The organism is Bacillus clarus (assembly GCF_000746925.1).
GTDB classification, from domain to species: domain Bacteria; phylum Bacillota; class Bacilli; order Bacillales; family Bacillaceae_G; genus Bacillus_A; species Bacillus_A clarus.
On the sequence record NZ_JMQC01000011.1, the window covers coordinates 70,093 to 95,560 of the forward strand.

The window sequence follows — 25,468 nt, forward strand, 5'->3', positions numbered from 1 at the left end:
GAGGGGTTTGCTGTTTTTATCGGCAGAGGGAGGAAGTAAGAAGTAGAGATATTATTTTTGGCATACCCGAATTATGCAGATTTTGAAATTGCCCATACATTGTTTTTCCTCAGAAAGAAGGGAAAGGCACGAATTACTACGGCCACGATTGATGGAAACTTTGTTATAAGCCTCGGTGGCTTACAAACACAGGCTGATGCGGGAGTCTTTGAGATTGAAGTTAAAAAGTATGACCTCGTTCTCATTTCTGGTGGAGACGGTATAGGCGAAGTGATGAACGAGGAAACCATTCACACTTTACTTCAAGAAGCAGCATCACTACATATTCCAATCGCATCCATTTGTACTTCTGCTGTGTTGTTAGGAAAGGCAGGATTACTCAAAGGCAAGAAGTTCACATGTCTCCTTAATACACATGCTATATTTCAAGAAGTGTTTGTTGGAAGTGAGTACACAGGAACAGATATTGAAATCCAAGAAAGTTTTATAACAGCAAAGGGAACAGCCTTTGTCGAGTTTACGGTTGCTGTGGGAGATATGTTGGGGTTGTGGAAAAGCAACGAAGAGTCTTCAAATGTATTGAAGTTTTGTAAGGGAGAAGTATAGAATATTGCACTTCCAATAACGATAATTATGTAAATGAGCTGTCCATATGGGCAGCTCATTGTATTTTTTGCTTAGCATGGTATTTTTACAAAATGCTGGTGGTACCCCATAGCCATCAAGTTAACAAATTTTCACATTTGGACATACTCAAGTAAGATTTCAGCATATTTTATTTTTTAAGCGGCGTGTTGAAGTGAATTTGTATATTCTTGAGTGATGCCAATAATATCAAATGGTGAATATTTGGTATTATTTTTTTGGCTTTAACATTTTTTCGTAACTTTTAGAATTGAAACTAATTACTTTTGTTTCTGTTTTTTGTTTATAATCCTTAATAATTAACACCGGAATACCTGGTTCATTATATTTTCTAAACTGTTGCAGATTCGCTTCATCTGCAACATCCTTCATAATGAATGGGATAGAATTTTCTTGTAACCATATTTTTGCATCTACACAAGTTTTACATCGATCGTTTCCATATAAAATAATTTCTTTTTCCATTACTTTCCCTCCTGATATCTGCCAAGATTTACAAAAAAGTATATATTAGAAATTAAAAATTAATTTCATCCTAATTTTAAATTTGTAAATCTTATTATTTTTAAAGACGATATATATAATAAAGTGAAGGCTAAGGGAGAAAAACAAAAAAATCGGCATCTTTTTTGTTTATTTCAATTCAGTTGTTTTTTTATAATTCCTACGAACTAAGCATTCGTTTAAATACCCATCAACATACAACCATTATGCTTTGGGTTCATCAATATAGTCCACTCTTCTCCCTTTTAACCAGTTGTATTAGAATTTAAAAACTCAAAAAAGCCAGGAGCTTCTAATGTATTAATAACATCTATTTTTTCAAATATCTTCATCTTAATCTCTTGTTCTAAATCTTCTCTTTCTTGATAGGGAGTGTTATATAAACAGCTACAAATTTTAAATTTGAAAAGTTGTAAGATTTCCTCATAATTACAAATACTTAAATTTTTATTGTTTAATTCTACCATATATTATTTCACCCCTATTAATTGTGATCTAAGTTTTTTTAAAGCTTTTTTATGATTATAAGAAATGGTCTGCTCTGATACCGATAGAATTCGTGAAATTTGTTTATTATTATATTCATGAACATAGTATAAATTTAATATTTCCAACTGCTTTTTACTTAATAAACCTAAACCTTTGTATAGCAATTCGTCTGTTATATGCTCTTTTAAGTGAGTTTGCTTTTCTTCGAATTGCATATAAGTAATATCTGTTAAATCATCGCTCATTAATTCCAAGATAGTTGTATTATTCTCCCCTTCATTAGTAATTGATTTATCTAAATTTAATATATTTCTCTTATTATTAGTGGAAACTTTTTTATCAAAACCTATAGAATAAAAGTAAATTAAGTTACTAATATAGCTTATTATTTTTACTTTTTTAAAATAAGCTTTAAAAGCTTTATCTAGTAACTGTTTGTTGTCATTGGTTGGTTTTTCTATAACATTAAGAAATAAACCATAATTATCTGAATTCCCGAGAAAATTCCGCAGGATAGGATCTTCTAATTTTTCTTGATATAAGCTATAAAAATTATCCATGTCTTTGCTATTCAAAAAATAACCTCCCAATATTAAAAAATATTCTAAGGATATAAAGTGTTTTTACATAGGTCCTAAAGCAACTGCAATTAACCGCAAAGCACTTTTCTTTTTTGTTCAGCAGTGTCTTCAAAATATATCTTTAATGCACAATATTTTTTTAAAAATATTAATTACTTCCTTGTGAAATTTGTTTTCTGTTTCCTTATCAATTGTTAGTATTAGAAATAATTGTTTCAAACAGAATTCCCCCTTGTATTGATTAGAAAAAAGATTTAAAGAATAAATACTTGATTAAAAAATTCATATAATCATAGTTTTTTATGTACAAAACATTAAAACACTTCAAATACTTATAACAAACTAAACAAGAGCAATGCCCAGAGGACATTGCTCTTTAATCAGTATTTGACTTCTATATAAGATGAGCTTGCCGTAATATAAAATGTCATATTTTTGCTATTATGAACTTTATATTGTTTGGAACCATTTACTATAATCTCAGCATCTATAATAAAACCTTCTCCAACATTTACAACACCAGCAACATCTTTATCTTCCCAAGAAGGCGATTTATAGAAACGTAAATTATCTACCTTAGACACCATACGGTGTCCTACAATTGATGAACTCACATTCTCCTTTGTATCGAGCCTAATATAGGATGGATCATATTTTATCCATTGATTTTCTCCAAGGTTTAACCATCCATTTTGTTCACTTAATACAGCATAAGATTCTGGCTTGTTTACCTGACGAATGACTGAATAACTTGTCCCAGGTCCTTTTCGTAAATTAATATTTAATCCTTCTATATATACAACTTTATTAATCGAAGGTACATTTACTTCTAATGATTCCGTAGAATTAGATCCATCATTAGAATGACCGTATGCCCGCTTTACATCAGAACGAAATTGAGACTCAGAAACACCGTGATTTAATAAATAAGCCAAAGGATCTTCATGTGTTGTACCCCCAAGATGTCTACGGACATCATCGTGTGTCCATAACCCTTCTTCTACCGATAATCCCTGATTACGTAAAATCATCGCAAGTAACTTCACATATTTATCGTAGGAACGCTTGAATTTATCATAATCAGCAGTTTCACAAAGCTCTACATGTACAAATCGACTATTTGCATTTGGACCTGCACCATATGCAATGTACTTTGTATCCGCAATTTGAATTGTTTCATTCCAATCTACTGCATAATGTACAAAAGCTGAATGCCATGTACGAGTTTCATATCTTTGAATATTGATAGCTGGCGCTTCCGGTGTCGCTGTACTGTGCGCAACAACACCTTCATATGCACCTACACCATTTCGATAAGGAATTTTCGGTAAGTTCTCTATAAAAAGAGTTCTATCAGCAAAAGCACCTGTAGTAAAGCTTACTAAAGACATAAATGTCATAAATATAAAGGTAAATAGACGTGATATTTTTTTCATAAATCACTTATCTCCTTTTGTACCCAAAATTTGTTTGATTTCAGATACATCTTTAGATAGAGCACCAAAAGCTTCAGCTTGCTTAGTAATAACAATTTGATTTTCTGTGATTGTTTGCTGATATCTATCTTCCCGCTCTTTGTTTTCCTGGCGTGTTGATTCTAATAATTCTTTACTCTCTTTCCTTGTTGAAAATAGCAGCCAAACAAATAAGGCGCCAAAAGCACCTTGTGATAGCATGATATTTACAATCTGTTCTTCCATTATATTCATCCCCTTTTGTCAATAAAAAAATAGAAGCTCGTATATGCTTCTATTTTTTAAACTATATTTTGTTAAATATTTGAAATCCATTTCACTTTACTATTTTTAAGTATTTCTAGTTGTTTATTTAGCATTTGTTATACTTTAGAATATTCAAATTCAAATAACTGTTCATTCCCTGCAATACAAGTAATTTAAATATATCAGTTATATGAAAGTGATACATGTTATCATGGATAAAGAATTGAAAAATATAAAATACACTTTCATTTTGACAGACTTAGTAATAAAATCATTAAGCTAAATACATTCCAATTTAACATTAAAAGAACAACGTTAATTCCATACCTGATCAGAAAAGAATAGGATTAATTTTTCATCCTTTAAATCCACTTCTACCTACTAATATTATACCAATAATTAATCAAGTGCAGTGTGACATAAGTGTATCATCTATTTATTTTCAGGTTCATTCTTTCAAAATGTACATTATTACTTTCAAATTTCATTTCAAACAGATTGTACCCCAAATACATATAAAATTATATAATTGTGATAGATCCCAAACGAATAAGGAATTTCTTTATAACCTGGTTACGGATTAAAAACAACGTTTTGTCACTATATCCTATCTTCAAGGCACACTTATCAATTGTCCAGTTATAAAAATATCTATATATAATAAAATCTCTTTCTACTTATTCTATATTTTCTAAAGCATTATCAATTGCTTCTATAATAAACACATATTGTTGTAACTCTAATTCTAGTCGATTTCTTTCATTCTAAACAAACTGTAAAAGTCGATGGGGCTAAGAATGAATTAAATATTGATAAAAATTCAGATGAAGCAATGATAGTTCAGTGTATGCACGAAATGACCCATCAGAAAGTCCAAGCAGAGAATAAAACCGGTGCTATTGAAATGAACCCAGAGCATATTAATACTATTTATAGGATTACAAAAGAAAGTAATTTTACGAATAAGGATAAATTATTAGAGATTTTAACACGATGGAAAAAGAAAGATTTTAATCAGATTGTAAATGATCATAACTATTTCTGGTCAGTGCAGGGTGGAAAAATTGGACGAGCTACAGGGAGATTAACAACAAAAGAGGAAAAAGAATTCATTTCTAATAATTTCCAAAAATGATGCATACAAAAATTTCACGAGTTTTATAATACGTGGAATTAATATTGGCTCTTTTTTACCTTTAGCCATGAAAAATCCCCTCCAAGTAATAGTGTAACATCCATGTATGTACATGGTCTTTTTACACTGTCTACCTAAAGGGGATAATATCACAAAGAGGTCTTTTTTATCGTTAACAATCTCTATATACTATCGTCGTACTGTTACTGCTGGGTGATACTCAGTGATAGCACCGCCGCCATTCATACGGTAAGTGACAGATACTCGGTATGAACCAGCTTGCATTCCAGCAAGAGAGAATGAGTTGTTTACTGAGTATGAGAAGTAACCAGTACGAGATTGAACCACTTTCCAAGCTTTAGCTGAATCTACCCAATACTCTAGGTAAGTAGAATAGTCGCGACGAATTCCTGAAGTTGATGATGGAGCTGAAAGGGATACGTCAATTGAAGTTGCTCCCGGACCGTAAGCTGCTGAATCTAGACAGATGACGATTGTTGCTGTTTGCGTACACATAATTGTGTTCCTCCTATAAAATAATCTATTTTTCTCTGTAGAAATTTCTACTAAAATCTTTGTAATAGCATATTACGAAAAGATATTATATTTGGGTGCTGCTATAAATAGTTTGAATTTCTTCAATTCACATACCAAGCCCCTAATATTTAAAGTTCAAATATGAAATTACTTTAATTCTTCCCAGTACTGTTACTAATAGTTTAACCTGTTAGCAGTTCATAGAAGTCTAAAAAATATCTAAAAGATATCTAAGAAAAATCTAAAATATTACATTAAAATCCTGATACAAAAGAATTTTTCTTTCTCCAACATGTATAGAGCTATACGACAATGATAGGTGGAAGATGGATTTTGTTTATGCACAGCCAAATGATCTTTTCAAACTACACAACTTAAGTTTTTTGATTACTTAATATATAAAATTGCAGAAAAAAGCTACTTGATTCCTGCATAAGATAACAATTGGAAAAAGAATATTTAAATATTGAGTATCTAGAGATGGAATAAATCAAAGTAACAGTTAGAGAAATGAAAGATTGTTTTCGTCCTGGAACTAAAAAATCTTCACTTCAAAATCCGTTAGAATCTAAGTGATATATAGTTTACCTATCCATTAGGATAAACATATTATTAGCCTAACCCCTTCCCTATATCATCTCTTTTTACAAACTACCTAAAACTTAATTATCCCTATTTATGTACATTTTAAAATTGATGTTTACACCTTCTTATTTTCAAGAAAAAAGTCTTCTATTGGAAAGTAATAAAAAAGTAAATTCTTTGTCTAGTATCTTAGAAAAACCAAATGGTGTTTGAGAAAAACTAGAGGTAGTTTCTGAAGGAAACACTAACAATACTAATATTAACAAGAAATATTTATTATAAAGCTATTAAATAAAATTAAACGTTCAAAAGAACAAAACTACTCATTCTAGAAGTACCTCTTATTTTTGTTAATATTACCTACAATTTAAGATTACTTAATTGCTTGCCTGAATAGGTTTTTGATTATAAGAAATTAAACAATATTTACCACTCGGATTACATCTAATCGTAGCATTCAGAATACGCCCTTTTATCTCACGACTCTTTGAAAATGTAACAAGACCGAGTTTAGGAAATTTAATTTTATTGTCCATCACTGCGATATTATCGTTAGTTTGTTTTGTTGTATAGGGTTGAACTTTATTGTTTTTAGACTTGAATCGTGGAATATCATTCTGTTTTGTGAAAAAACGTGAAAAAGCATCTGAGAGGTTTTTTAATGTGGATTGAAGAGCAATACTATCTACTTCTTTTAACCAAAGCGTATCCTGTTGCTTCTTTAATTGAGTGAGATCGGCAGAGCAAGAATAATAGGTTAATCCTTTGCCAGTTTCTTTATAGGTGTCATTCCAAAGAGCAAGAAAATGATTAAATACAAAGCGACTGCACCCAATGGTCTTAGCAATTAATATTTCCTGTCGCTTATTTGGATAGATACGAAACTTATATGCTTTATTTACTAACATGAGTTACACCTCACTTTCTTGTATGATGCCTCATTATACAAAAAACGTAGGCTTACGCCTACCGACATTCATCTCCCACCTAAAATTGGTGTTTCACACCTTCACATTTTTGAGGAGGGATTCTTCTGTCGGAAAAAGATAAATTAGAAATTTGTTTTTCGGTATATATTCCCGCTACCGCTAATTCTTTCAACATTTCGCCACCTTTCCTAATCTATTCATTCAACATGAACCATAATTATCATTTTATTCAAATGAATAGAAATCCATCACCGAAGTGACAGTTTTAAAGAGGATGGGAGAAGACAAAGAATCTTCCAAATTTCTTTTCTAATCGTTCTAACGGTTCAACACACTCATTAGCTGCAGTAGTTAATTCCTTAATGTTTTTGTTAGCTTCTTTTGATCTACATCAACTTTCACTGAAACTACATTCCATATCATTTCGAGAAAATTGTACGCTAAGAAGTTTATAAAGGTTGTAATCACTTAACAAGTGTTTATAAATGTTTTCGATCATATTTATAAACGTGATAATTCTTGATCTTATAGGGATACAAGTTATGTCCGTAAAAGTAAGCTTTGTGACATAGCTAAAAATGTAGAATTTTTCATTTCAAAAATACAACTTATCAATATTTGAAACATATCGATACAATTGTAGAAGATTTGAAATGCATATTTTAAAGTTTAATCCAGTACTGATTTGGAATATTTTGTATTAATCTCCCTTTTCGGGGGGGAATTAATTGAAACATTTAAAGAATTGAGATCTAATATATAAAAAAGCTAGATTCATGCTAGCTTTTTCTTTTTTGATCACGGATGTTTCAATCTCTTTATTCATCATATTTTGAATGTATACTTTCGTTAGTGATTTTGCTAAAAATAGCTAACGTCGGATAAGGCTAATGAAATCAATTTTTTTAATGTAAACAAATATTTAAAAGTTTACTTTGGAGAATAAGCAAAAGAAACTGGTTTTTGGTCTTATCCCTGTCAAGTAGACAGTATTAAAAAAGACTAAGCAGCCATTGAGAGTCGATATTCTATCGGAGCTCGATGGTTGAGTCGTTTTTGAAACCGTTTATAGTTATAAAAATAAATATATTCCTCAATTGCTTGTATTAAATCTGTTTCTGTTTTAAAATGATGCAAATACAACATCTCCGATTTTAAATGGGAGAAAAATGACTCGATACAGGCGTTATCATGACAGTTTGCTTTGCGAGAGTGGCTGCCAATGATACCTAAATCTAAAAGTCGTTTGTTGTAGGCATGAGATGTGTACTGGAACCCTTGATCTGAATGGAGAATAGTTCCACGCACATCTCTTTTTTGCGCCAACATTTCAATTGTATCTAATACAAGTTCATTATCATTGCGCTTAGAAATTTTCCAAGAAACAACTTCGTTATTATAAAGATCTTGTACGACAGAAAGATAACGGAACCCCTCTTGGAATCGTAGATAGGTAATATCGGTAACGAGCGCTTCATTTTGTTGGCGGTTTTTAAATTTACGGTTTAAAACATTTGGAAAGGTATTGGAATACTCTCCTTTAAAGAAGCGTCGCTTCTTTCGAATAATAGATTGCATGTTGAGTTCACTCATTAAGCGATAGACCTTTTTGTGATTCACAAAATAACCCTCTTCTTGTAAAGCAATTTTCATACGTGGATAGCCATATTCCTTGTGCTTTAAGTGGATAGATTTTATTACCTTTTTTAATTGTTGATCCGATTCTAGTCGCATGTTTTTAACCAATTTCGTATGAATCCACTTATAGTAGCTTGACCGATGTATACCTGCAAATTTAGTAAGCCATATAATTGGATATTTCCTTTTTAATGATTCAATGATCCGATATCTCTCTTTATATTTTAGTACGCCTCCATTTACAGATTTGGATATTGCTTTTTTAAATATTCAACCTGTGCCTTATAGTAATCCCGCTCCTCTTCAACAGTGTTGAAATGAACACGTTTCCCTTTTAAAGGATTTGGAATACCTTTCATTCCATTATTCTTCCCACGTGTATCTTTAATTTCACCGCATTCTTTATATTTTTTTACCCAATTTTTCAGTTGGGTAGGGCTCTTAATCTGATATTTTTCCGTTATCATATCGTAGCTTCCTTCTCCATTTAAATAACTTTGAACAGCTGATAACTTTAATTCTTCTGAATATGCATTGAATGTTGAACCTTTTTTAGCCATGAAAAATCCCCTCCAAGTAATAGTGTAACATCCATGTATGTACATGGTCTTTTTACACTGTCTACCTAAAGGGGATAATATCATTTTTAGGGTTCTTTTTTATTTTGAATTGTTTTAGGTTAAAAGTTCTAAAAGAAAGAGTTACATCTTTGCAAAACTTTTTTTCGGCTCGAGTTTTGGTGGTACCAAGTCGAAATATCCAAAAGCAACTAACTAGGGTCATCGAATTGAATTTGCTATTATACGAACCGAACCACTAGTGTTTTCGAATGATAATTTCACTTACTATATAGATAGATACGTAATACGTAGGGGTTTGTTCCTACATGAAGAACCAGCCTCTACTCCAAAAGTCAACGAAAATCATTAGATAAGAGTTTATATAACATCAGATTTGATAGTCTATCAAATCTGATGTTATAGCTATTTTTGTTTATCCTAAATTTTTTTTAAAAATTTTTTGCTTTTTTTATTTATTCTCCTTTCCTTTCACTTAATAGAGTAAGAGCCTAATTTAATTAAATTTTTATTTGAAATGTGAATATTTATTTTCAATCACATTAGTAAATTAAGCTTTATTAATAAGAAAAAGGGAGAGAATTTATAATGGCAGAGCCACAAGGAGATTTAGCAGTATTTGCAGTACAAACATGGGTAAATTTAAAATATGGAAAAATCGCAGGTTTTCAGCCAGCGCCTTTAAATGGTAAAACAGGTTGGTCAACTGTTTTTGCTTTAACAAGAGCCCTTCAAGTTGAATTGGGTATTACTTCGCTTGCAGATGCATTTGGACCAACTACAGCTTCTAAATATAAGCAGTGGGGTGAAATGTCTTTAGGAAATGTTCCTACTGATGAAAAAGGAAAAGCGATTGTTCAAATTTTAAAAGGTGCTATGTATTGTAAAGGATATAATCCGGGGAAATTTGATGATGTTTTTGATGAGAAGACAAAAAATGCGGTTGTAAGTTTACAACAAGATGCTGGTCTTCCAGTAGCTGATGGTAAAGTGTATGACTATATTTTTAAGGCTTTCTTAACAATGGATGCTTATCGTCTTACTCCGGGTGGGGATGCAAAAGTACGACAAATTCAACAAGATTTAAATAATAAATATTACAAAACTTCTGGTGTTCAACCAACAGATGGTCATTACCAACGAGGTACAAATAAAGCTTTAGTGTACGGTTTACAAACAGAAATGGGGATTGCTGCAGGTGATCAAACTGGCTCGATTGGTCCCGCGACAAAGGATGGATTACCAATTCTAAAAGTAGGTAGTTCGGGTAGATTTGTTACATTATTCCAATATGCTTTATATTTTAATGGTCATGATTCTGGTTCATTTTCAACAACATATAATGCGAGCGTAGAAGGTGCAGTTAAGAAATTCCAAGAATTCACACTACTTCCTCAAGATGGTGTTGCTAATAAGTCAACTTGGTTATCAGCATTAGTTAGTACGGGGGATCCCGATCGAAAAGGAACGGCTTGTGATTGTATAACGGAAGTCACTTTAGAAAGAGGTAAAGCTTTAAAGGCAGCTGGTTATCAAACTGTAGGACGTTATCTTACTAATGTTTCAGGTGGTATAAATAAAAAAATACAACCAGGTGAATTGAAAAATATTTTTGATGCTGGATTATCTGTATTTCCAATTTTCCAAGCTAATGGTAGACAGGCTTCAAGTTTTAGTGCAGAACAAGGTGGATTAGATGCAAAAGCAGCATACGATGCAGCGAAAGAATATGGATTCAAAGATGGTACGACTATTTATTTTGCAGTTGATTTTGATGCATATGGGACAGATATTACGGATAGTATTCTTCCGCATTTCAGGGCTTTAAATGAGAAAATGCTTGAACTTGGTGGATCTTATAAAGTAGGTGTTTATGGGGCTCGAAACGTATGTATTCAAGTTTCAGAGAAAGGTTATGCAAAGACAAGTTTTGTTAGTGGAATGTCCACAGGATTTAGTGGGAATTTAGGATATCCGCTACCAAAAAACTGGGCTTTTGATCAAATTTCAACGATTAAAGTTGGATCAGGTAGTGGTGTTATTGAAATAGATAATAATATTAAATCAGGTCGAGATAATGGTGTTTCTGAAATAGGAAAGGATAGTAGTAAGTTATCCTTTACACTTCAACTTCTTGAAATGGCGGGAAGTTCGTATGGTAAAGAAGTCGTTGGCGAATATACGGTTGCAGGAGACTGGTTATTATGCCAACAATATAGTTATCCAAAAAGTGATTTTGATGTACAGGTGTATAGAAAAGAAATTTCCAAAGATAAATATGTTTATACAGTTGCATTTAGAGGTTCACAGGAGCCGATGGACTGGGCAGTAGATGTGGCACAAGTAGTGGGAAACATTGGAGGTTTGCAAGCTGAAGACGCTGCTAATTTTGTTAAGGAATTAATAGAGACTGATCGTAACCGGATAAGTCATTTGTACATTACAGGTCATTCACTTGGTGGGTACTTAGCACAATATGTACAAAGTGAAATAATTGATGGGAATTTACCTTGGATTGAATCATACGCAGTGACATTTAATGCGCCAGGTGTTAGTTTTCTCGATATATTTGATAAAGTTTTTAGTGATAAAATTTCCAAAAAAATTCTAAATGATCACGAGTATAAATATGATGGCCTTATACTGAATCATCAAATTATATTTGATGCTGTAAGTGCTTTGGGGGGAGATAATTTAGGAAAAGTGATTAAATATGCGCCTAAGAATCTTCATGATCCGTTAGATTTAAAATATCATCATAGTCTAAAACGCTTCGTAGAATTAGATTTAAAATAAAAATATTTCTAATAGGTTCACTATATCATTCTAGGAAAACTTGTTTTTATTATGATAAAAAATAAACAAAGCAATGCTAATATATAGTGTTGGTATAACGTAAGAACAAAAATGTATTTATATTTTGTTACATTGGTATCTGAGAAGTCAAAAGTACAGAAAAATGTGTTTTACAAAACTAGGAAAATAGAAAATTGAAAAAAACCAGCCATATTATGCGTATTTTGCATAAAATGGCTGGTTTTTTTATGAATATTTAACAGTCAATTTATTCAGCTCCAGTTATGACTCAATACACTCAGTTCTTTAAAAATAAGTTTAAAAGTGATTATAACACTATGAAAAAAGATGCAGAAAATGTTATGAACGGTATGTCTCCTGAATTGTTAGTAATAAGAGAGACGTTAAGAACAGTAAATCCCAAATTGTTAGTTCCTCACTATACAAATGAAGAAGGTAATATGATTGCTAAAGTATTTGCGGATAACATTAAAAATCTTGCTAGTAAAGAATAATACATATCAAAAGAAGAGATTAATTTAGTAATCTCTTATTTTTGTATTTATGTGATTGATTATTTTTGCAAAAATAAACAGGGATAGTTTTGTAATGCTATATATGAGATGATTTTTATGATTTAGAAGTGTGTCTTATATGTTTAAGAAAATTGTTTTTTTACTATTAGGTTAGAATAAGTTATTATTTGTACTGTAATTGTTTGGATTAACTTCATAAGCCTAGTAATTTAAAGGGAAATGACATTCTATGTTTATTTCAAGAATTTTTTGCAACAAAATTCCCAGACTTTGATAATGAAGAATTAAAAAATAGATGATAGATTTTAATGGGAAATAGAGTTAGTAGGGGGATACTATGAAAGATAGCTTAGATTTTTAAATGTCTTTATTGTTTGATAGAAAGAATGTTTAGTGAACTACTCGCCACTTAGCAAAGCTTGAAGCGGAAACTTCTCAGTTCCACGACGAAAGTAACTTTTCGACTCCCTGAGCGTTATTTCGGGGTGTTCCTCCCATAGATGTCCAACGCTTGGACTCTCTCTTGGTATGATTGATATGTTACACAGGAACCGAATGGCTTGGTTTTCGCACTCTATTTTCTTCCTGCAACCTCCTATATCAAGTTATCAAAGAACTTCATATAGCTAGTTTATTAAAAGTTTTTGGCTATGCCAAACCGAAATACATCTCCCACCTACCGTTGGGCTATCGCCCTTCACACGCTTGAGGAAGGAGAATTCTTCCGGTAAATTCGTTAAAAATTAAATGTTTTTACTCCCGTTTTGAAATCAGGACGATCTATACGTGTTGGAGGTCTAATACATTTACCTTACGTGTAGTTACAGCAACGCTAGTTTCGAATACAGAGAATACTTATATTACCTTTTTGAGGCATATATTTGAAAAAATACAAAAAATATTATAATGTAAATAGATGGATATATAAATTTAAAAATTATCATATGAATAAATTGGAGGAATAATAATGAAATTAGGTAAATTAGCACTTATTGGAGCATTAACATTCGGTGGCTTTACAGCAGTATAAATGATTAAACCAACTACACAAGCTGCTGCCTTACCAAGAGCCTTATACAGAGGCATCTAAAGATTTATGGGGATTAACTGATATTGGACAGTTACCATATGCAGGTACACAAACTTTGCTTGTGAAAGATTCTTATGAATCTGGTGATAGATTTTACTATACTCAAGATACGGTAAAAACAGATGATAAAGCTATTTTAAAAATATACAAAGTACACACAGATGGTTCAATGCATCGCTATAAAACAATTTACCTAAGTTTTGGTGAACCTGGACATTTATATCCAGTTTGGGCGACTGAATTCACAGATGTATACACTTCTGGAAAATATGTATCTGTTTTCCGTGATGGTTCTAAGTTCAAATATAGTAAGCAATTTCAAGTTAATTAATATTGTATTAATTAATGTAGTAGAGGCATACATGAAGTTTTAGAAAATTATATTAGGCAACTCAGGAAAAGCAGCTCTTTTCCACTGTAGCGTTATGCGGTGGATTGTGCATTAAGGTTGGTAGCCAGGAACGAGAATTCTCACTTATATCTCGCCCTGGAATCGGTTATATCGTGGTTCAAATAATTCCGTTGTTTATGAGGTTGCTTGTTGGGATTGCAAAAGTTATTTAGTCCTACTTAATGTAGGACTTTTTATGTATATGATAATAATCATCTATCGTTATTATCATATAACATATCTTAACTCAACATTCGCAATAAATGGTTTTATGTTTCTTGAATTGTAATATATTTACATATTAAAGAATCTAAACCATGATGGAGGTGTTAGTTATAAAACTATTAAAGGGGGATTTTCGTTGATTTCACGTGCTGGTATAGCCATTTTGAATCAGCAGAATTAGATCGTTTATTCATCCAAATTTATACAAAATTGTCCTTGCTGATGGTACAATTAAAGTCGTGGAGGGATAATATGTTAAATATTTTAAGTATGTTGTTTTATTATGGGGTACTGTTTCTTATAATCGGTACTGCAATATTTATGTTTATTAAGGCCGGGTCACGAAAAATTAGGGATAAAAATCTATCATTCGTAATGGTCGGTTTAGGGATAAATATACTTGCAAGTCCATTGGCACTTTTTATAGGTACGATGGCAACAGCTTCGCCAAACAGTACTAGACTTGATTTTTGGAAAGGATTTCTCTTTATTCAGAAAATACCGCTTATCATACTACTTCTAGCTTTGATTTGGTGGTTTATTCGCAAGAACAAGAAAAAAGTCCACATGTAGAATTTTAAAATGACTTTCGCTAATGAGACGTTATGTCAACCAATCATGAATGCGGTATACATATTATATTTTATCTATCTTGCGTAAAAAAATTGTCATATAATAGAAATAACATTATGAATTATACAGGAGATACAAATGAAAAGATTTTTAATTAGTTATGCTGCAAGTCTGCTTACTTTTATTATTATATGGTTCTTAATACCATATATTTCTGATCCTAGTTATTCTTCCCAGAATGATTTGCCTAACATAGTTGGATTCATTATAATTCTCATCATATTTGGTAGTATACTAGATCTTGTAGCTTGCCTAATTGGAGAAGTATTATACAGGAACATAAAACAATGTAAAAAGTTTCGATTTGGAATTCCTCTATTTATAGGAATATCTGTTATCTATATACTTATACTCTCTCTTTTTACTATTACTAGCGCATATTCTTCTAGTTTGGTTACACCTATTATTATGAGTTCCTTAGCTTTTTATTTAGTACGTAGAAAAATATAATTAACTTCCAATAACGAATTTTATGTAAATAAGCTATCCATATGGGCAGCTTATTGTATTTTTTGCTTAGCGTGGGTTGTTTCCGAAATGCTGGCGATCCCCCTTTTGGATTGAATTTAAGTTCTATTTCATCAGATATACTAAGGGGTTCTGTTGCAAAGTTTTTTAACAGAGAAAAAGTTGGTATGATTGCAGATGGATTTTATGCAATCGTTAGTAATTGTTGTAATTCATTATACGTCGAAAAAACGAAGTTTGGTTGTTGCAAACTTCGTTTTTGTTTATATAGAGCATGAACGGTTTCAATACCTTTCAAGGTACGTGAAGTATGACGAAGGCTTTGAAATCCTATAGATTTGGCAAAACGCCTTTTTACATGTCTATGGTCTTGTTCAATGAGATTGTTCAAATGTTTGACTGTACAATGAGTTGTACGTCTATAAAAACCTTGTTCTTTTAATTTGTTAAACGCGCAAAGTAGCGCTGGGGCTTTGTCTGTTGTGAGAACTGTTGGTTCTCCAAAAGCCTTCACCAATCTTTTCATAAAAGCATATGCCGCCTGATGATCTCTTGTTTTTCGAAGTTGAATATCCAATGTATATCCACCCTTATCGATCGCACGATATAAATAACGCCATTTTCCTTTCACTTTTATATAAGTTTCATCTAATTTCCACGATGATTGTACCTTTTTGTTTTTCTTCTTCCAGATTTGATAGATCAAATTTCCATATTCATGGACCCAACGCATAATAGTTGTTGGATGAACCGATATGCCACGCTCTCTCAAAAGTTCAGAGATATCGCGATAGCTTAAAGAAAAACGACAATAGTAGCCAACGGCTACTAAAATAATATCCTTCTTAAATTGTTTTCCTTTAAAATATCCCATATAGTATTCTCCTCGCCTCATGTTTCTTACATTTTAACTTCCCTTAGAAAAACTTTGCAATAGAACCATATAAATACATTTGTTCCTCTTTGATTTTGATATAAGTTTCATCTGCTCTCCAGGAATTATTGTTTGCTTCATGAGTTTCCGTATCTGCTCATTGAGTTGGGATGAACCCAACGTATAATGGTTGTATGAAATAGCCCCGTAACATGTAGTTGTAATTCCTTCCTCTATTTTGATGTTACAAAATTGTGCAACAGAACCTAGAAATGTATAAATGAATAACTACATATAAACTCCTTATATCTCTAGATAAACGATTGAATAATTCCATACAAACTCCAGATAGTGTATATAGAATAACAACTATCAAGGAGGTTAGAAAAAATGAATTTTATAAAACGCGCAATTCTCAGTATGAAAAAAAGAATAGGAACATCATTAATTTTGATAGCCGTCTTCCTGATTGTTACAAATTTAGTGCTGGCAGGATTCACAATCCAAAATGCATCAAAAAAAGCTGCTGATTCAGCAAGAAAAAAACTGGGTGCAGATGTTACTTTAGGTCTTGATTTTGATAAATTAGGAAAACAAGCAAGGGAAACTGGAGAAATGCCTAAGCCGCCACATCTCAACACAAAAGAAGCAGAACAATTAGCGAAGTCCAAGTATGTAAAAGACTATAATTATATAACCAATACTTTCGGAATTTCGGATGGGCTTAAATTAGTAGGAGCTTCAGAAGGAGAAGAAGAAGGAAAAGGTAGAGCCGGAATGGCGGGTGTACGAGGAGGTTCAGGTTCAGAAATAGATATGAATTCTTCTTTTATGATAGAAGGAGTTCGCAAGACTTTATTACAAGAAAGTTTTAAAAATGGAAAAAGTAAAATCATTGATGGGAAACCAATTACAGAAGAGATGAAAGATCAGAATGTAACTTTAATGGAAAAACGATTAGCGGAACAAAACAAATTGAAAGTAGGAGATAAGGTTAAAATTCAATCAGGGGATAAGAAGAAAACTCTTGAATTAGAAATTATTGGTATTTACGAAACGAATGAGCAAGCACTGGGTGAACATGCTCCTCCTATAATGGATCCAGCTAATAAGCTATATATGCCTCACTCTACTTTAAAAAAATTAGAAGCAGATGAAGGTACTAGTAGTAGCATTCAAGTCGTGTACTTATTGAACGATCCACAAGACATTGATGCATTTAAAAAAGAAGCAAAAAAATCTGATATTGATTTTAATTATTTTAAGTTAGATGCACATGATTCATTGTACAAACAAATGATTGGTCCTATCGAAAATATCTCTTCTACTTCTCAAATGATTATCTATATTGTATCTATTGCAGGTGCTATTATCTTGGGATTAATCATTATGTTATCAATTAAATCACGTCGTAAGGAAATGGGGATTTTATTGTCCATTGGAGAGAAAACATGGAAACTGATGGCGCAGTTCGTAGTAGAAGTAGTATGTATTGCTATTTTAGCATTTGGATTATCCCTGACAACAGGAGCTAAAGTTTCTCAATTCATAGGGGATAATTTACTTTCGAGTGAAATTGCTACAGCAAGCGAAGAAAAAGACAATCCACAAAATGGTAGTGTAATGGTGTCTGGACCTGGTGGTACTCTACAAAACCAAACAGAGGATCTAATTGATAAAATTGATGTAAGTGTAACAGGAGAGGATTTAGGGAAAATGGGGGGAATTGGACTAACTATTGCTATACTAGCAACCATTCTTCCAGCATTATCTATTCTACGCTTAAATCCAAAACAAATTCTTCTAAAAGATGAATAAGGAGGCGCGATATGGAGACGATTTTACAATTTAAAAGCTTAAATTATTATTATGAAAGTAACGGAAAAAAAGTAACGATACTAGATAATGTTAACTTTTCTTTTCAAAAAGGGCATTTCTATACGATTTTAGGGCCATCTGGATCTGGTAAAACTACAACTCTTAGCTTAGGTTGTGGGCTGGATATGCCCAAGCAGGGTTATGTACTGTATAATGGCAAGGATATTCGAAAAATTGGTTTGGATCGATACCGTAATCAATGTGTATCCGTGATTTTCCAATCCTATAATTTAATTACCTATATGACTGCTCTTCAGAATGTACTAACGGCAATGGAAATTACAGGTGTTAAGGTACAAAATAAAAAGGCAAGGGCATTAGAGTTATTAGAGAAAGTAGGACTCACAGAAATAGAAGCGAAACGAAATGTCTTGCAACTAAGTGGCGGGCAACAACAACGTGTAGCAATTGCTCGAGCGCTATCTTGTAATGTGGATTTACTTATTGCTGATGAACCAACAGGAAATCTTGATGGAGAAACAGCAAAAGAGATTATTGAGTTGTTTCAGAAGCTCGCTCATCAAGAGAATAAGTGTGTAATTGTTGTTACGCATTCACAAGAAGTTGCAAAAAAATCGGATCGAGCAGTTTATTTAAGCAAAAAGAAGTTAGTAGTAAACGATATTAATAATACCTAATAAACAAACTCCCCTATCAGTAGGGGAGTTTGTTTATTAGGTAGATGTTAGAATACTAACAAAAAATTGGACACTGTATTCCACATTATGTATAGAATGCTTTATACCCAATGCTTCAAAAATTTATTTGACACTATACACTCCTATAGACCAGTGCCCCCTGTATTTCGTTTTTTTGATTTCTCTACCAGGGCTATGGCCTTATATTTTGCTTTTGGTTGCCATACCCCATCGTCATCAAGCTAACGGAAACGAGATACCCCAAAACCGAAAAAAATGAGCGTATCTCATTTATATATATCCAATTCAACTTACTTTACCCTGTGTACACAAAATTGCGACTTTTTGGACGGTGTTAAAGTTTATCTTTTACTTTTCTTAGCTTTTATTTCCTCCAAAATTAAAAATGATACAGCCAATGGGAATAGCTATTGATTGTATTAATCTAAGCTTTTTTATGTTGTTTGACTATTTTTTCACCTTCATTTTTATAAGCTTCGAAAAATAACCATAATATATAGTTCTGACGAGATAATTGGACATTATAATACGTGGTGACATAAAGAGAGAGATGAGCAAGAGATCCTTTTCAAAAACTATTTATAAGCATATTAGGTCTTTGTACTCGAGCTTAATTATATTAGTTTTAATGCAAAATGGAACAAACGAAACGTTTGCCTTGTCTATATATTGAATCAAGTAAAAAAAGCGAGGGAAAGTTATTATGTATATTCAAACCAGTTTGAGGTGTCAAGATGGAACATAAGGTTATTAAAAATTGTAATCATGATGAAATTGATTATATTATAAAAAAACATTGGCAAGATGTATGGAATTATTCATTTATTATTACGAAAGACACACATTTATCGGATGATATAACACAAGATGTATTTATAAAAGTATTTAAAAATTGGCATTCATTTCGAAATGAATCATCTGTTAAAACGTGGTTATTAAAAATTACAAGGAATACCGCACTAAATCATTTGAAATCTTCCTATTTTAAGAGGGTTTCTTTAGTAGGATTTTTTAGGGATGATAAGGAGTATCCTTCAGCAGAAGAAGAATTTTTTAACAAAGAGGACATAGATGGAATTTGGAATATTGTACTAAATCTACCGAAAAAACATCGTGAAATATTAATATTAGATGCTAAATATGAATTATCTTATGATGAAATAGCCGAAACATTAGGAGTGTCTATTGGAACTGTGAAATCTCGGCTACACCGAGCTCGTGTACGAGTTTCAAAAGTATTAGGGGAGGATAAAAATTATGAACAATGATAGAAAGCCTGGTTGGTATAAAGAATTAAAAAATGGACCAATGAAACAGCGTAAAGATGAAGAAGAATTTATTTATAAAATAAAACAATCCATAAATCAAAATCAAGAGGTAGATTCCCCTAAATATAGAAGAATGTTTCCTAAAAAAACAGTAACTATTACAGTTGCTCTCGCTTGTGTTTTTATCTTGTTTGCTATTCAACCACTTTGGCTTGATAAAAATAAACCACCTGTACAAAGCAGTACTCAAATTGAGGTTAAAACAAAGGATGAATCCTATCAAGATCCATCACTAAAACAATTTATGAGTGAATTATATCAGAGCACAAATTATAAAAATAAGAATGATTTATATAAAGCATTAAATGATGAGTTTGTTTTTAAAGGGAGAAATTATAATAAGGATGAATGGAAGATTGATGAAGATATTTTTCATGATCTGCAAGTTGCTCTTACAATGGGGGGAGAATTTGTCAATGCTAATAAAACACTATATAAAATACCAAGTGGTTTGACAGAAAGTAATCAAACAAAACCGGGACATTATATATATGCGACTGTTACCGGAAAAGAAACAAAAATTTTAGCCGAACCAAAACCTGAAGCCGAAGTTTTATATCATGTATCTAACGAAATAGTAAAAGCTTGGATTCCAGAAAAAGTGGAGAATGATGGATATATAAAAATAACTACAATTAATGGTAATACAGGTTATGTGAAAAAAGATTATATTTTAAGTGACATTGAGTATTCTTTCATTTTTGAAAAAGGTAATGATGGCATTTGGAAAATAAAGAGTATAGATTCTATATGGTAAAAGAGGCAGGTTCATTTTATAGAACCTGCCTTTTATTATTTATTCTCTTTTTGGAGATTATCCCAAATTTTTAATATTTCTGCTGCAACAACAGCTGCACTATTTGTTTTAGAATCACCACCAGGAATAATAACAGAAATAGCAATTTGCGGATCCTTGGTAGGAGCATATGCAATGAAAAGAGAGTGATCTATAACTCTTTCTTGTTCGTTTGGAGAACTTGTTATTCCTGTTTTACCAGCAACGTCAAATGGCAAGTTTTTAATTTCTTGTATATTATGACTCATTCCATTTTGTAAGACGCTCCAAAAACTTGAAGGATAACGATTTGAACTTTCTAAGATTGGTTTAAATTCTTTCTTTCTTTTACCATCATTATCAATGATAGCATTTACGATTTGAGGTTTGTATTTTTCCCCTTTCCTTGCAAGAGTTGCTGCGTATTGAGCGAGTTGGAGAGGAGTATGCACTTCGTTTCCTCCCCAAGAGGCATTTAATAAAGCAGAAATCCCATTTTCAAACTTACTAGATGGATGTAATTGATATTGTCCTTCTTCTTCAAAGGGTAAATCAATGCCAGTTTTAGAACGGAGACCAAATTGTTTTAAATAATCTGTCCAGATAGTGGCTACTTTTTCTATATTCCCATTATTTTGGTTGAATAAGGGAAGCGCTACTTTTGCTGTCATAAATGTATTGGATGAATTAATAATAGCTTGACTCGGTGTAATTTCACCAGTTGGAGTCCCAGTAGCATTGGCAATGTTATTTTGGTCATTATATTGGAATTTACCTGTATCTAAATATGTATCAGCAGGTTGAAAAAGCTTTTCGTTTAATCCAATCAAAATAGTAAGAGGTTTTATTGTTGATCCCATATTCACATAAGAGTCACCATACTTTAATTTTCGGATTGTTTTATTTTGAGAAAGTAATATCAAATTTTCTTTTTCAATTGATGATAATTGTGGATTTAGTATATTAGGATCGAAGATTGATGAGTTAGCCATTGTTAATACCTTACCGGTTTTTGCATCAATCACTACAGCATATCCACCATCAGCATCAGGTATATTTTTGATGTTAGATCTTAGTACCTCTTCTGTTTTATGTTGTAGTTTATAATCTAATGCTAAATGAATATCCTTTCCTTTTTGTGCCTTTTGGATGTCCCAAGATAATTTTTTATTGTTTATTTGAAATATAAGAGTTTTTCCTGATGTACCTTTTAAATCGTTTTCATACTGAAGCTCAATTCCATTCCTCCCGGCAGAAACATCATTAGAATAAGTGTTTAAATCTGTATACCCAATGACCTGTGATGCAATTTCATGTTGTGGGTAAAATCGTATCCATTCGTTTTTTACTATTATATTTTTGGTTTTATTTTTGGCGAAAAATTCAAATTCACTATCATTTAAGTCTGAATATAACAGTATTTCATCTTTATCCTGTTTTTTACAAGAATTTTGTAATTCTAACTGTACATTTTTCAAAGAAATATCATGATGAAATTCTGATGAAAATTGTTTTAAAAGGCTTAACAAGTTCCTTATATCAAGTTTATTTGAACAATCATCATTGTAAGTATAATACAAGGATTTGCTCTGTTTATTTGTAGCCAGTATTACCTCATTTTGATCAAGAATTTTACCTCTTTCAGCTAAAGAAGTAGTGATAGTAACTGAGATGAAATTTATTTTAAATAAAATTATCAAAACAACACTAATAATGATAACAATCGCTAAATACATATGTTTCTTTTTTTTTGTAAGAATCATAAAATCCTCCCTTTTTGAACTCTACTTAATCTTAAAGTTAATTTTTTTTTTTGTAAATGTGGAACTATTTCATTACTTACATTGTCTATTAAGTGTTACAACATTTTTTAGCTAATATGTTAAGAAAGGAATAATCATTATGAAAAATAGTGTTAAAAGTAGGTATAAGTATAACTCTTTTAGAAGTAAGTCGACTTACCAATGTAGCACTTCCAGTGAAAGTTGCAGAAATAATAGGGCAGGCTTCCAATATAAATCAAGCAAAAGGTGTTTCTATTTCACAAATACCTCCAAAGGTATGGATACATTATACCGATTGAATAAACTGTTATTTTTATGTTTTTCACCGTATTTAATTGATAAGTTTTGGCTTATGTAAGAACTCCGTTTAAATTAGTCATTTTAAACCGGAATGGAAAGTATGTAACAAATAAATAGTGATACAACCGCAGGAAACTCATTAAAGATACAAAAGGAGGATATATGAAAAAGCAAAAAGAAAAGAAAAAGCCCCCATATATACCTCTCCGATTAAACGTTTTGTTTGTTTGTATATTTTTATTATTTTCAGCTATTATTGTTCAGCTCGGAAGATTACAAATTGTTGATGGAGAGACTTATAAAAATGAAGTGGAAAAAAACAACAATAAAACAATAGGTCTTTCAGTACCTCGTGGGAAGATTTTTGATCGAGAAGGGAAACCAGTCGTTGATAATCGCCCCCTTCGTTCTATTACGTATACAAGGTTAAAGGGGATAAAACTTGAGGATATTTTAAAAACGGCGAAAGATTTAGCAAATGTACTTGAAATTCCTGAAGAAGACATAAATAAGTTAACTGAGATAGATAAAAAAGATTTTTGGATGCAATTAAATAAGGAGCAAGCCAAAGAAAAGGTTACTAAACAAGATGAAGAAAATCTGAGAAAGAAGGGCATAGAAGGGAAAGAGTTAGACAAGAAAATTGAAGAGTTAAGACGAAATCGTATTACAGAAGAAGAATTAGCAAAATTAACGCTGCAAGATTTAAAAGTGTTAGCGATTAAAAGTAAGATGAGTTCTGGTTATCAAATGACCCCTCAAATTATTAAAAGAGATGCGACAGAACAGGAGTATGCACGAATAAGCGAAAACCTAACAGATTTTCCAGGGGTAGACGCAACAGTTGACTGGGAACGTAATTATGTAAATGGTGATTTATTTCGTTCTGTATTAGGGAATATAACAAGCAGGGAAGAAGGATTGCCTAAAGAACACTTAGCTTCGTATTTAGTGCGTGGATACAATCGTAATGATCGGGTTGGAAAAAGTTATATTGAACAAAGATATGAAGATGTATTACATGGTAAAAAAGAAGAAGTGAAAAATATTACTGATAGATCAGGAAATATTATTAAAACAGAAACAGTGTCGAAAGGGAAAAGTGGTAATAATTTAACATTAACAATTGATATGGAATTGCAAAAGAAAGTGGAAGAAAGTATTGAGAAAAATTTAAGAGCTTTTAAAAGTTCGGAACCATTAATGGATCGTGCTTTTGTTGTTATGATGGACCCTAAAACGGGACAAATTTTATCTATGGCTGGTAAAAAATTTGCTGAAAAAGATGGGAAAACAGAGCTGGAAGACTTTGCATTAGGTAACATGATAACTTCTTATGAGTTAGGTTCAGCTGTAAAAGGTGCTACCTTATTAACTGGATACCAAACAGGAGCTATAAAGCCAGGAGATGCATTTTATGATGCACCTATGAAATTTAAAGGTACGCAAGCTAAAAAGTCATGGAATGTGTCTGGTTTTGGGAATATTAATGATTTAAGAGCTTTACAAGTATCATCCAATGTATACATGTTCCATACAGCGTTACAAATAGCTGGGGTTAATTATGTACCGAATGGTACATTGGATATCAAACAATCTGCATTTGACACAATGCGTTATTATTTCAAACAATTTGGTTTAGGAGTTCCGACAGGGATTAACTTACCGAATGAAATAATAGGACAAACAAGACAGAAAGATACTCAGCCTGGATTTTTACTGGATTTCTCCATAGGTCAGTATGATACGTATACATCACTTCAATTGGCACAATATATTTCTACAATTGCAAATGATGGATATAGGATGCAGCCACAGATTGTGCAAGAAATACGTGAACAAACAGTGGAAAAAGAAGAGATTGGCAAAGTAGTTCAATCTATAGAACCTGTTGTATTAAATCGAGTTGATGTAGAAAAAGAATACATTGAGCGAGTAAAAGAAGGTTTTAGATGGGTATTTCAAGAAGGTGATGGAACTGGTGTGAGGTATTTCAAACAAGCTCCATATAAACCAGCTGGTAAAACCGGAACAGCTCAAACGGTATATGGGGGAGAGAATCCAATTGGTAGGAATGAAAAAGGTGAACGCATTGAGTGTTACAATTTAACATTGGTTGGATATGCTCCATACGATAATCCAGAAGTAGCTTTTTCTGTAGTGGTCCCATGGGTTCATAATGATAAAGGTGGTATTAACTCATTAATTGGAAAAGATATCTTAGACGCATACTTTGATTTGAAAAAGCAACGTATAAATGGTGAAACTAGCAATACCGATAGCTCTAATCAGAAACAGTAAAATTTTTTCATATTTCTACCTAGTAAAGATATTGATTATCAGGATTTAAGAGATCCTGTTTAGATCAAAATCTTTACGGACAAGAGAA

21 protein-coding genes and 2 pseudogenes are annotated in these 25,468 nt (G+C 31.9%); 12 read left to right on the plus strand and 11 right to left on the minus strand.

The features are described 5' to 3' along the window. Positions 1-57: 57 nt before the first annotated feature. Positions 58-606, plus strand: coding sequence for a DJ-1/PfpI family protein (locus DJ93_RS28390; RefSeq protein ID WP_241484408.1), 549 nt, complete (start codon positions 58-60; stop codon positions 604-606). A 249-nt stretch (positions 607-855) separates the two neighbouring features. Here DJ93_RS28390 and DJ93_RS28395 read toward each other — a convergent pair whose 3' ends face one another. The 5 genes from DJ93_RS28395 to DJ93_RS28415 form a co-directional block, all read right to left on the minus strand. Beyond that, positions 856-1,110, minus strand: coding sequence for a glutaredoxin family protein (locus tag DJ93_RS28395; protein ID WP_042984877.1), 255 nt, complete (start codon positions 1,108-1,110; stop codon positions 856-858). Positions 1,111-1,394: 284 nt separating this feature from the next. Then, on the minus strand, positions 1,395-1,616 hold the full coding sequence (locus DJ93_RS28400) for a hypothetical protein (RefSeq protein WP_052109758.1): 222 nt from the start codon (positions 1,614-1,616) through the stop codon (positions 1,395-1,397). 3 nt (positions 1,617-1,619) lie between these two features. After that, positions 1,620-2,213: a sigma-70 family RNA polymerase sigma factor gene (locus DJ93_RS28405; protein WP_042984884.1), complete on the minus strand. Its 594-nt coding sequence runs from the start codon at positions 2,211-2,213 to the stop codon at positions 1,620-1,622. A 386-nt stretch (positions 2,214-2,599) separates the two neighbouring features. Continuing rightward, positions 2,600-3,655, minus strand: coding sequence for an N-acetylmuramoyl-L-alanine amidase (locus tag DJ93_RS28410; protein WP_042984887.1), 1,056 nt, complete (start codon positions 3,653-3,655; stop codon positions 2,600-2,602). A gap of 3 nt (positions 3,656-3,658) precedes the next feature. Beyond that, positions 3,659-3,919 (minus strand): BhlA/UviB family holin-like peptide, encoded by a 261-nt coding sequence (locus tag DJ93_RS28415; RefSeq protein WP_042984890.1) that lies wholly within the window; start codon positions 3,917-3,919, stop codon positions 3,659-3,661. Positions 3,920-4,796: 877 nt separating this feature from the next. On the opposite strand from DJ93_RS28415, the gene DJ93_RS28420 reads away from it, so the two are divergent. Beyond that, positions 4,797-5,075, plus strand: coding sequence for a DUF6241 domain-containing protein (locus tag DJ93_RS28420; RefSeq protein WP_142920698.1), 279 nt, complete (start codon positions 4,797-4,799; stop codon positions 5,073-5,075). Between the two features lie 189 nt (positions 5,076-5,264). Here DJ93_RS28420 and DJ93_RS32675 read toward each other — a convergent pair whose 3' ends face one another. From DJ93_RS32675 to DJ93_RS32680, 3 genes and pseudogenes are all read right to left on the minus strand, one after another. Then, positions 5,265-5,591 (minus strand): hypothetical protein, encoded by a 327-nt coding sequence (locus DJ93_RS32675; protein WP_042984893.1) that lies wholly within the window; start codon positions 5,589-5,591, stop codon positions 5,265-5,267. Positions 5,592-6,586: 995 nt separating this feature from the next. Continuing rightward, positions 6,587-7,105, minus strand: a pseudogene (locus tag DJ93_RS28430) (RNA-guided endonuclease TnpB family protein); the annotation flags it as partial. A 1,023-nt stretch (positions 7,106-8,128) separates the two neighbouring features. Further along, positions 8,129-9,324 (minus strand): IS3 family transposase gene (locus DJ93_RS32680; protein ID WP_117288021.1). Its coding sequence is split into 2 segments (ribosomal slippage): positions 8,129-9,018 and positions 9,018-9,324, totalling 1,197 coding nucleotides; the frame shifts between segments, so codons are not numbered across the junction. 606 nt (positions 9,325-9,930) lie between these two features. Between DJ93_RS32680 and DJ93_RS28445 the strand changes: the two genes are divergently transcribed. The 5 genes from DJ93_RS28445 (at position 9,931) to DJ93_RS34240 (ending at position 15,463) form a co-directional block, all read left to right on the plus strand. Beyond that, the gene (locus DJ93_RS28445) at positions 9,931-12,138 is read left to right on the plus strand and encodes a glycoside hydrolase domain-containing protein (protein ID WP_042984896.1); all 2,208 of its coding nucleotides are present in this window, start codon (positions 9,931-9,933) and stop codon (positions 12,136-12,138) included. A 338-nt stretch (positions 12,139-12,476) separates the two neighbouring features. Then, the gene (locus DJ93_RS32960) at positions 12,477-12,653 is read left to right on the plus strand and encodes a hypothetical protein (RefSeq protein ID WP_161785278.1); all 177 of its coding nucleotides are present in this window, start codon (positions 12,477-12,479) and stop codon (positions 12,651-12,653) included. 1,172 nt (positions 12,654-13,825) lie between these two features. Further along, the gene (locus tag DJ93_RS34235) at positions 13,826-14,095 is read left to right on the plus strand and encodes a DUF5065 family protein (RefSeq protein ID WP_338151492.1); all 270 of its coding nucleotides are present in this window, start codon (positions 13,826-13,828) and stop codon (positions 14,093-14,095) included. Between the two features lie 507 nt (positions 14,096-14,602). Next, positions 14,603-14,953 (plus strand): hypothetical protein, encoded by a 351-nt coding sequence (locus DJ93_RS28455; protein ID WP_052109763.1) that lies wholly within the window; start codon positions 14,603-14,605, stop codon positions 14,951-14,953. 138 nt (positions 14,954-15,091) lie between these two features. Beyond that, positions 15,092-15,463, plus strand: coding sequence for a hypothetical protein (locus DJ93_RS34240; protein ID WP_042984908.1), 372 nt, complete (start codon positions 15,092-15,094; stop codon positions 15,461-15,463). A gap of 202 nt (positions 15,464-15,665) precedes the next feature. Here the strand turns inward: DJ93_RS34240 and DJ93_RS28465 are convergent, their stop codons facing one another. Then, complete coding sequence (locus DJ93_RS28465) at positions 15,666-16,355, minus strand: IS6 family transposase (RefSeq protein WP_042984911.1); 690 nt, start codon at positions 16,353-16,355, stop codon at positions 15,666-15,668. Between the two features lie 58 nt (positions 16,356-16,413). Next, positions 16,414-16,552: pseudogene (locus DJ93_RS32685) on the minus strand (IS6 family transposase); the annotation flags it as partial. Positions 16,553-16,745: 193 nt separating this feature from the next. On the opposite strand from DJ93_RS32685, the gene DJ93_RS28470 reads away from it, so the two are divergent. From DJ93_RS28470 to DJ93_RS28485, 4 genes are all read left to right on the plus strand, one after another. Beyond that, positions 16,746-18,173, plus strand: coding sequence for an ABC transporter permease (locus tag DJ93_RS28470; RefSeq protein WP_042984912.1), 1,428 nt, complete (start codon positions 16,746-16,748; stop codon positions 18,171-18,173). Between the two features lie 11 nt (positions 18,174-18,184). Continuing rightward, positions 18,185-18,871: an ABC transporter ATP-binding protein gene (locus DJ93_RS28475; protein ID WP_042984913.1), complete on the plus strand. Its 687-nt coding sequence runs from the start codon at positions 18,185-18,187 to the stop codon at positions 18,869-18,871. A 755-nt stretch (positions 18,872-19,626) separates the two neighbouring features. After that, positions 19,627-20,160: an RNA polymerase sigma factor gene (locus DJ93_RS28480; RefSeq protein WP_042984914.1), complete on the plus strand. Its 534-nt coding sequence runs from the start codon at positions 19,627-19,629 to the stop codon at positions 20,158-20,160. Then, positions 20,150-20,977: a hypothetical protein gene (locus tag DJ93_RS28485; protein ID WP_042984915.1), complete on the plus strand. Its 828-nt coding sequence runs from the start codon at positions 20,150-20,152 to the stop codon at positions 20,975-20,977. The genes DJ93_RS28480 and DJ93_RS28485 overlap by 11 nt, the downstream gene beginning before the upstream one ends. Positions 20,978-21,012: 35 nt before the next feature. Here DJ93_RS28485 and DJ93_RS28490 read toward each other — a convergent pair whose 3' ends face one another. Further along, the gene (locus DJ93_RS28490) at positions 21,013-22,758 is read right to left on the minus strand and encodes a peptidoglycan D,D-transpeptidase FtsI family protein (protein ID WP_042984918.1); all 1,746 of its coding nucleotides are present in this window, start codon (positions 22,756-22,758) and stop codon (positions 21,013-21,015) included. Positions 22,759-23,241: 483 nt separating this feature from the next. Between DJ93_RS28490 and DJ93_RS28495 the strand changes: the two genes are divergently transcribed. Next, a complete protein-coding gene (locus DJ93_RS28495; RefSeq protein ID WP_042984920.1) occupies positions 23,242-25,380 on the plus strand; it encodes a peptidoglycan D,D-transpeptidase FtsI family protein in 2,139 nt (712 codons plus the stop codon). Positions 25,381-25,468: the final 88 nt, after the last annotated feature.

Bases quoted from the DNA above. Each gene is read 5' to 3' on its own strand.
- DJ93_RS28395 (WP_042984877.1), bottom strand. From the start codon at position 1,110: ATGGAAAAAGAAATTATTTTATATGGAAACGATCGATGTAAAACTTGT.
- DJ93_RS28400 (WP_052109758.1), bottom strand. From the start codon at position 1,616: ATGGTAGAATTAAACAATAAAAATTTAAGTATTTGTAATTATGAGGAA.
- DJ93_RS28410 (WP_042984887.1), bottom strand. From the start codon at position 3,655: ATGAAAAAAATATCACGTCTATTTACCTTTATATTTATGACATTTATG.
- DJ93_RS28415 (WP_042984890.1), bottom strand. From the start codon at position 3,919: ATGGAAGAACAGATTGTAAATATCATGCTATCACAAGGTGCTTTTGGC.
- DJ93_RS28420 (WP_142920698.1), top strand. From the start codon at position 4,797: ATGACCCATCAGAAAGTCCAAGCAGAGAATAAAACCGGTGCTATTGAA.
- DJ93_RS32675 (WP_042984893.1), bottom strand. From the start codon at position 5,591: ATGTGTACGCAAACAGCAACAATCGTCATCTGTCTAGATTCAGCAGCT.
- DJ93_RS28445 (WP_042984896.1), top strand. From the start codon at position 9,931: ATGGCAGAGCCACAAGGAGATTTAGCAGTATTTGCAGTACAAACATGG.
- DJ93_RS32960 (WP_161785278.1), top strand. From the start codon at position 12,477: ATGAAAAAAGATGCAGAAAATGTTATGAACGGTATGTCTCCTGAATTG.
- DJ93_RS28455 (WP_052109763.1), top strand. From the start codon at position 14,603: ATGGTACAATTAAAGTCGTGGAGGGATAATATGTTAAATATTTTAAGT.
- DJ93_RS34240 (WP_042984908.1), top strand. From the start codon at position 15,092: ATGAAAAGATTTTTAATTAGTTATGCTGCAAGTCTGCTTACTTTTATT.
- DJ93_RS28465 (WP_042984911.1), bottom strand. From the start codon at position 16,355: ATGGGATATTTTAAAGGAAAACAATTTAAGAAGGATATTATTTTAGTA.
- DJ93_RS28470 (WP_042984912.1), top strand. From the start codon at position 16,746: ATGAATTTTATAAAACGCGCAATTCTCAGTATGAAAAAAAGAATAGGA.
- DJ93_RS28475 (WP_042984913.1), top strand. From the start codon at position 18,185: ATGGAGACGATTTTACAATTTAAAAGCTTAAATTATTATTATGAAAGT.
- DJ93_RS28480 (WP_042984914.1), top strand. From the start codon at position 19,627: ATGGAACATAAGGTTATTAAAAATTGTAATCATGATGAAATTGATTAT.
- DJ93_RS28485 (WP_042984915.1), top strand. From the start codon at position 20,150: ATGAACAATGATAGAAAGCCTGGTTGGTATAAAGAATTAAAAAATGGA.
- DJ93_RS28490 (WP_042984918.1), bottom strand. From the start codon at position 22,758: ATGATTCTTACAAAAAAAAAGAAACATATGTATTTAGCGATTGTTATC.
- DJ93_RS28495 (WP_042984920.1), top strand. From the start codon at position 23,242: ATGAAAAAGCAAAAAGAAAAGAAAAAGCCCCCATATATACCTCTCCGA.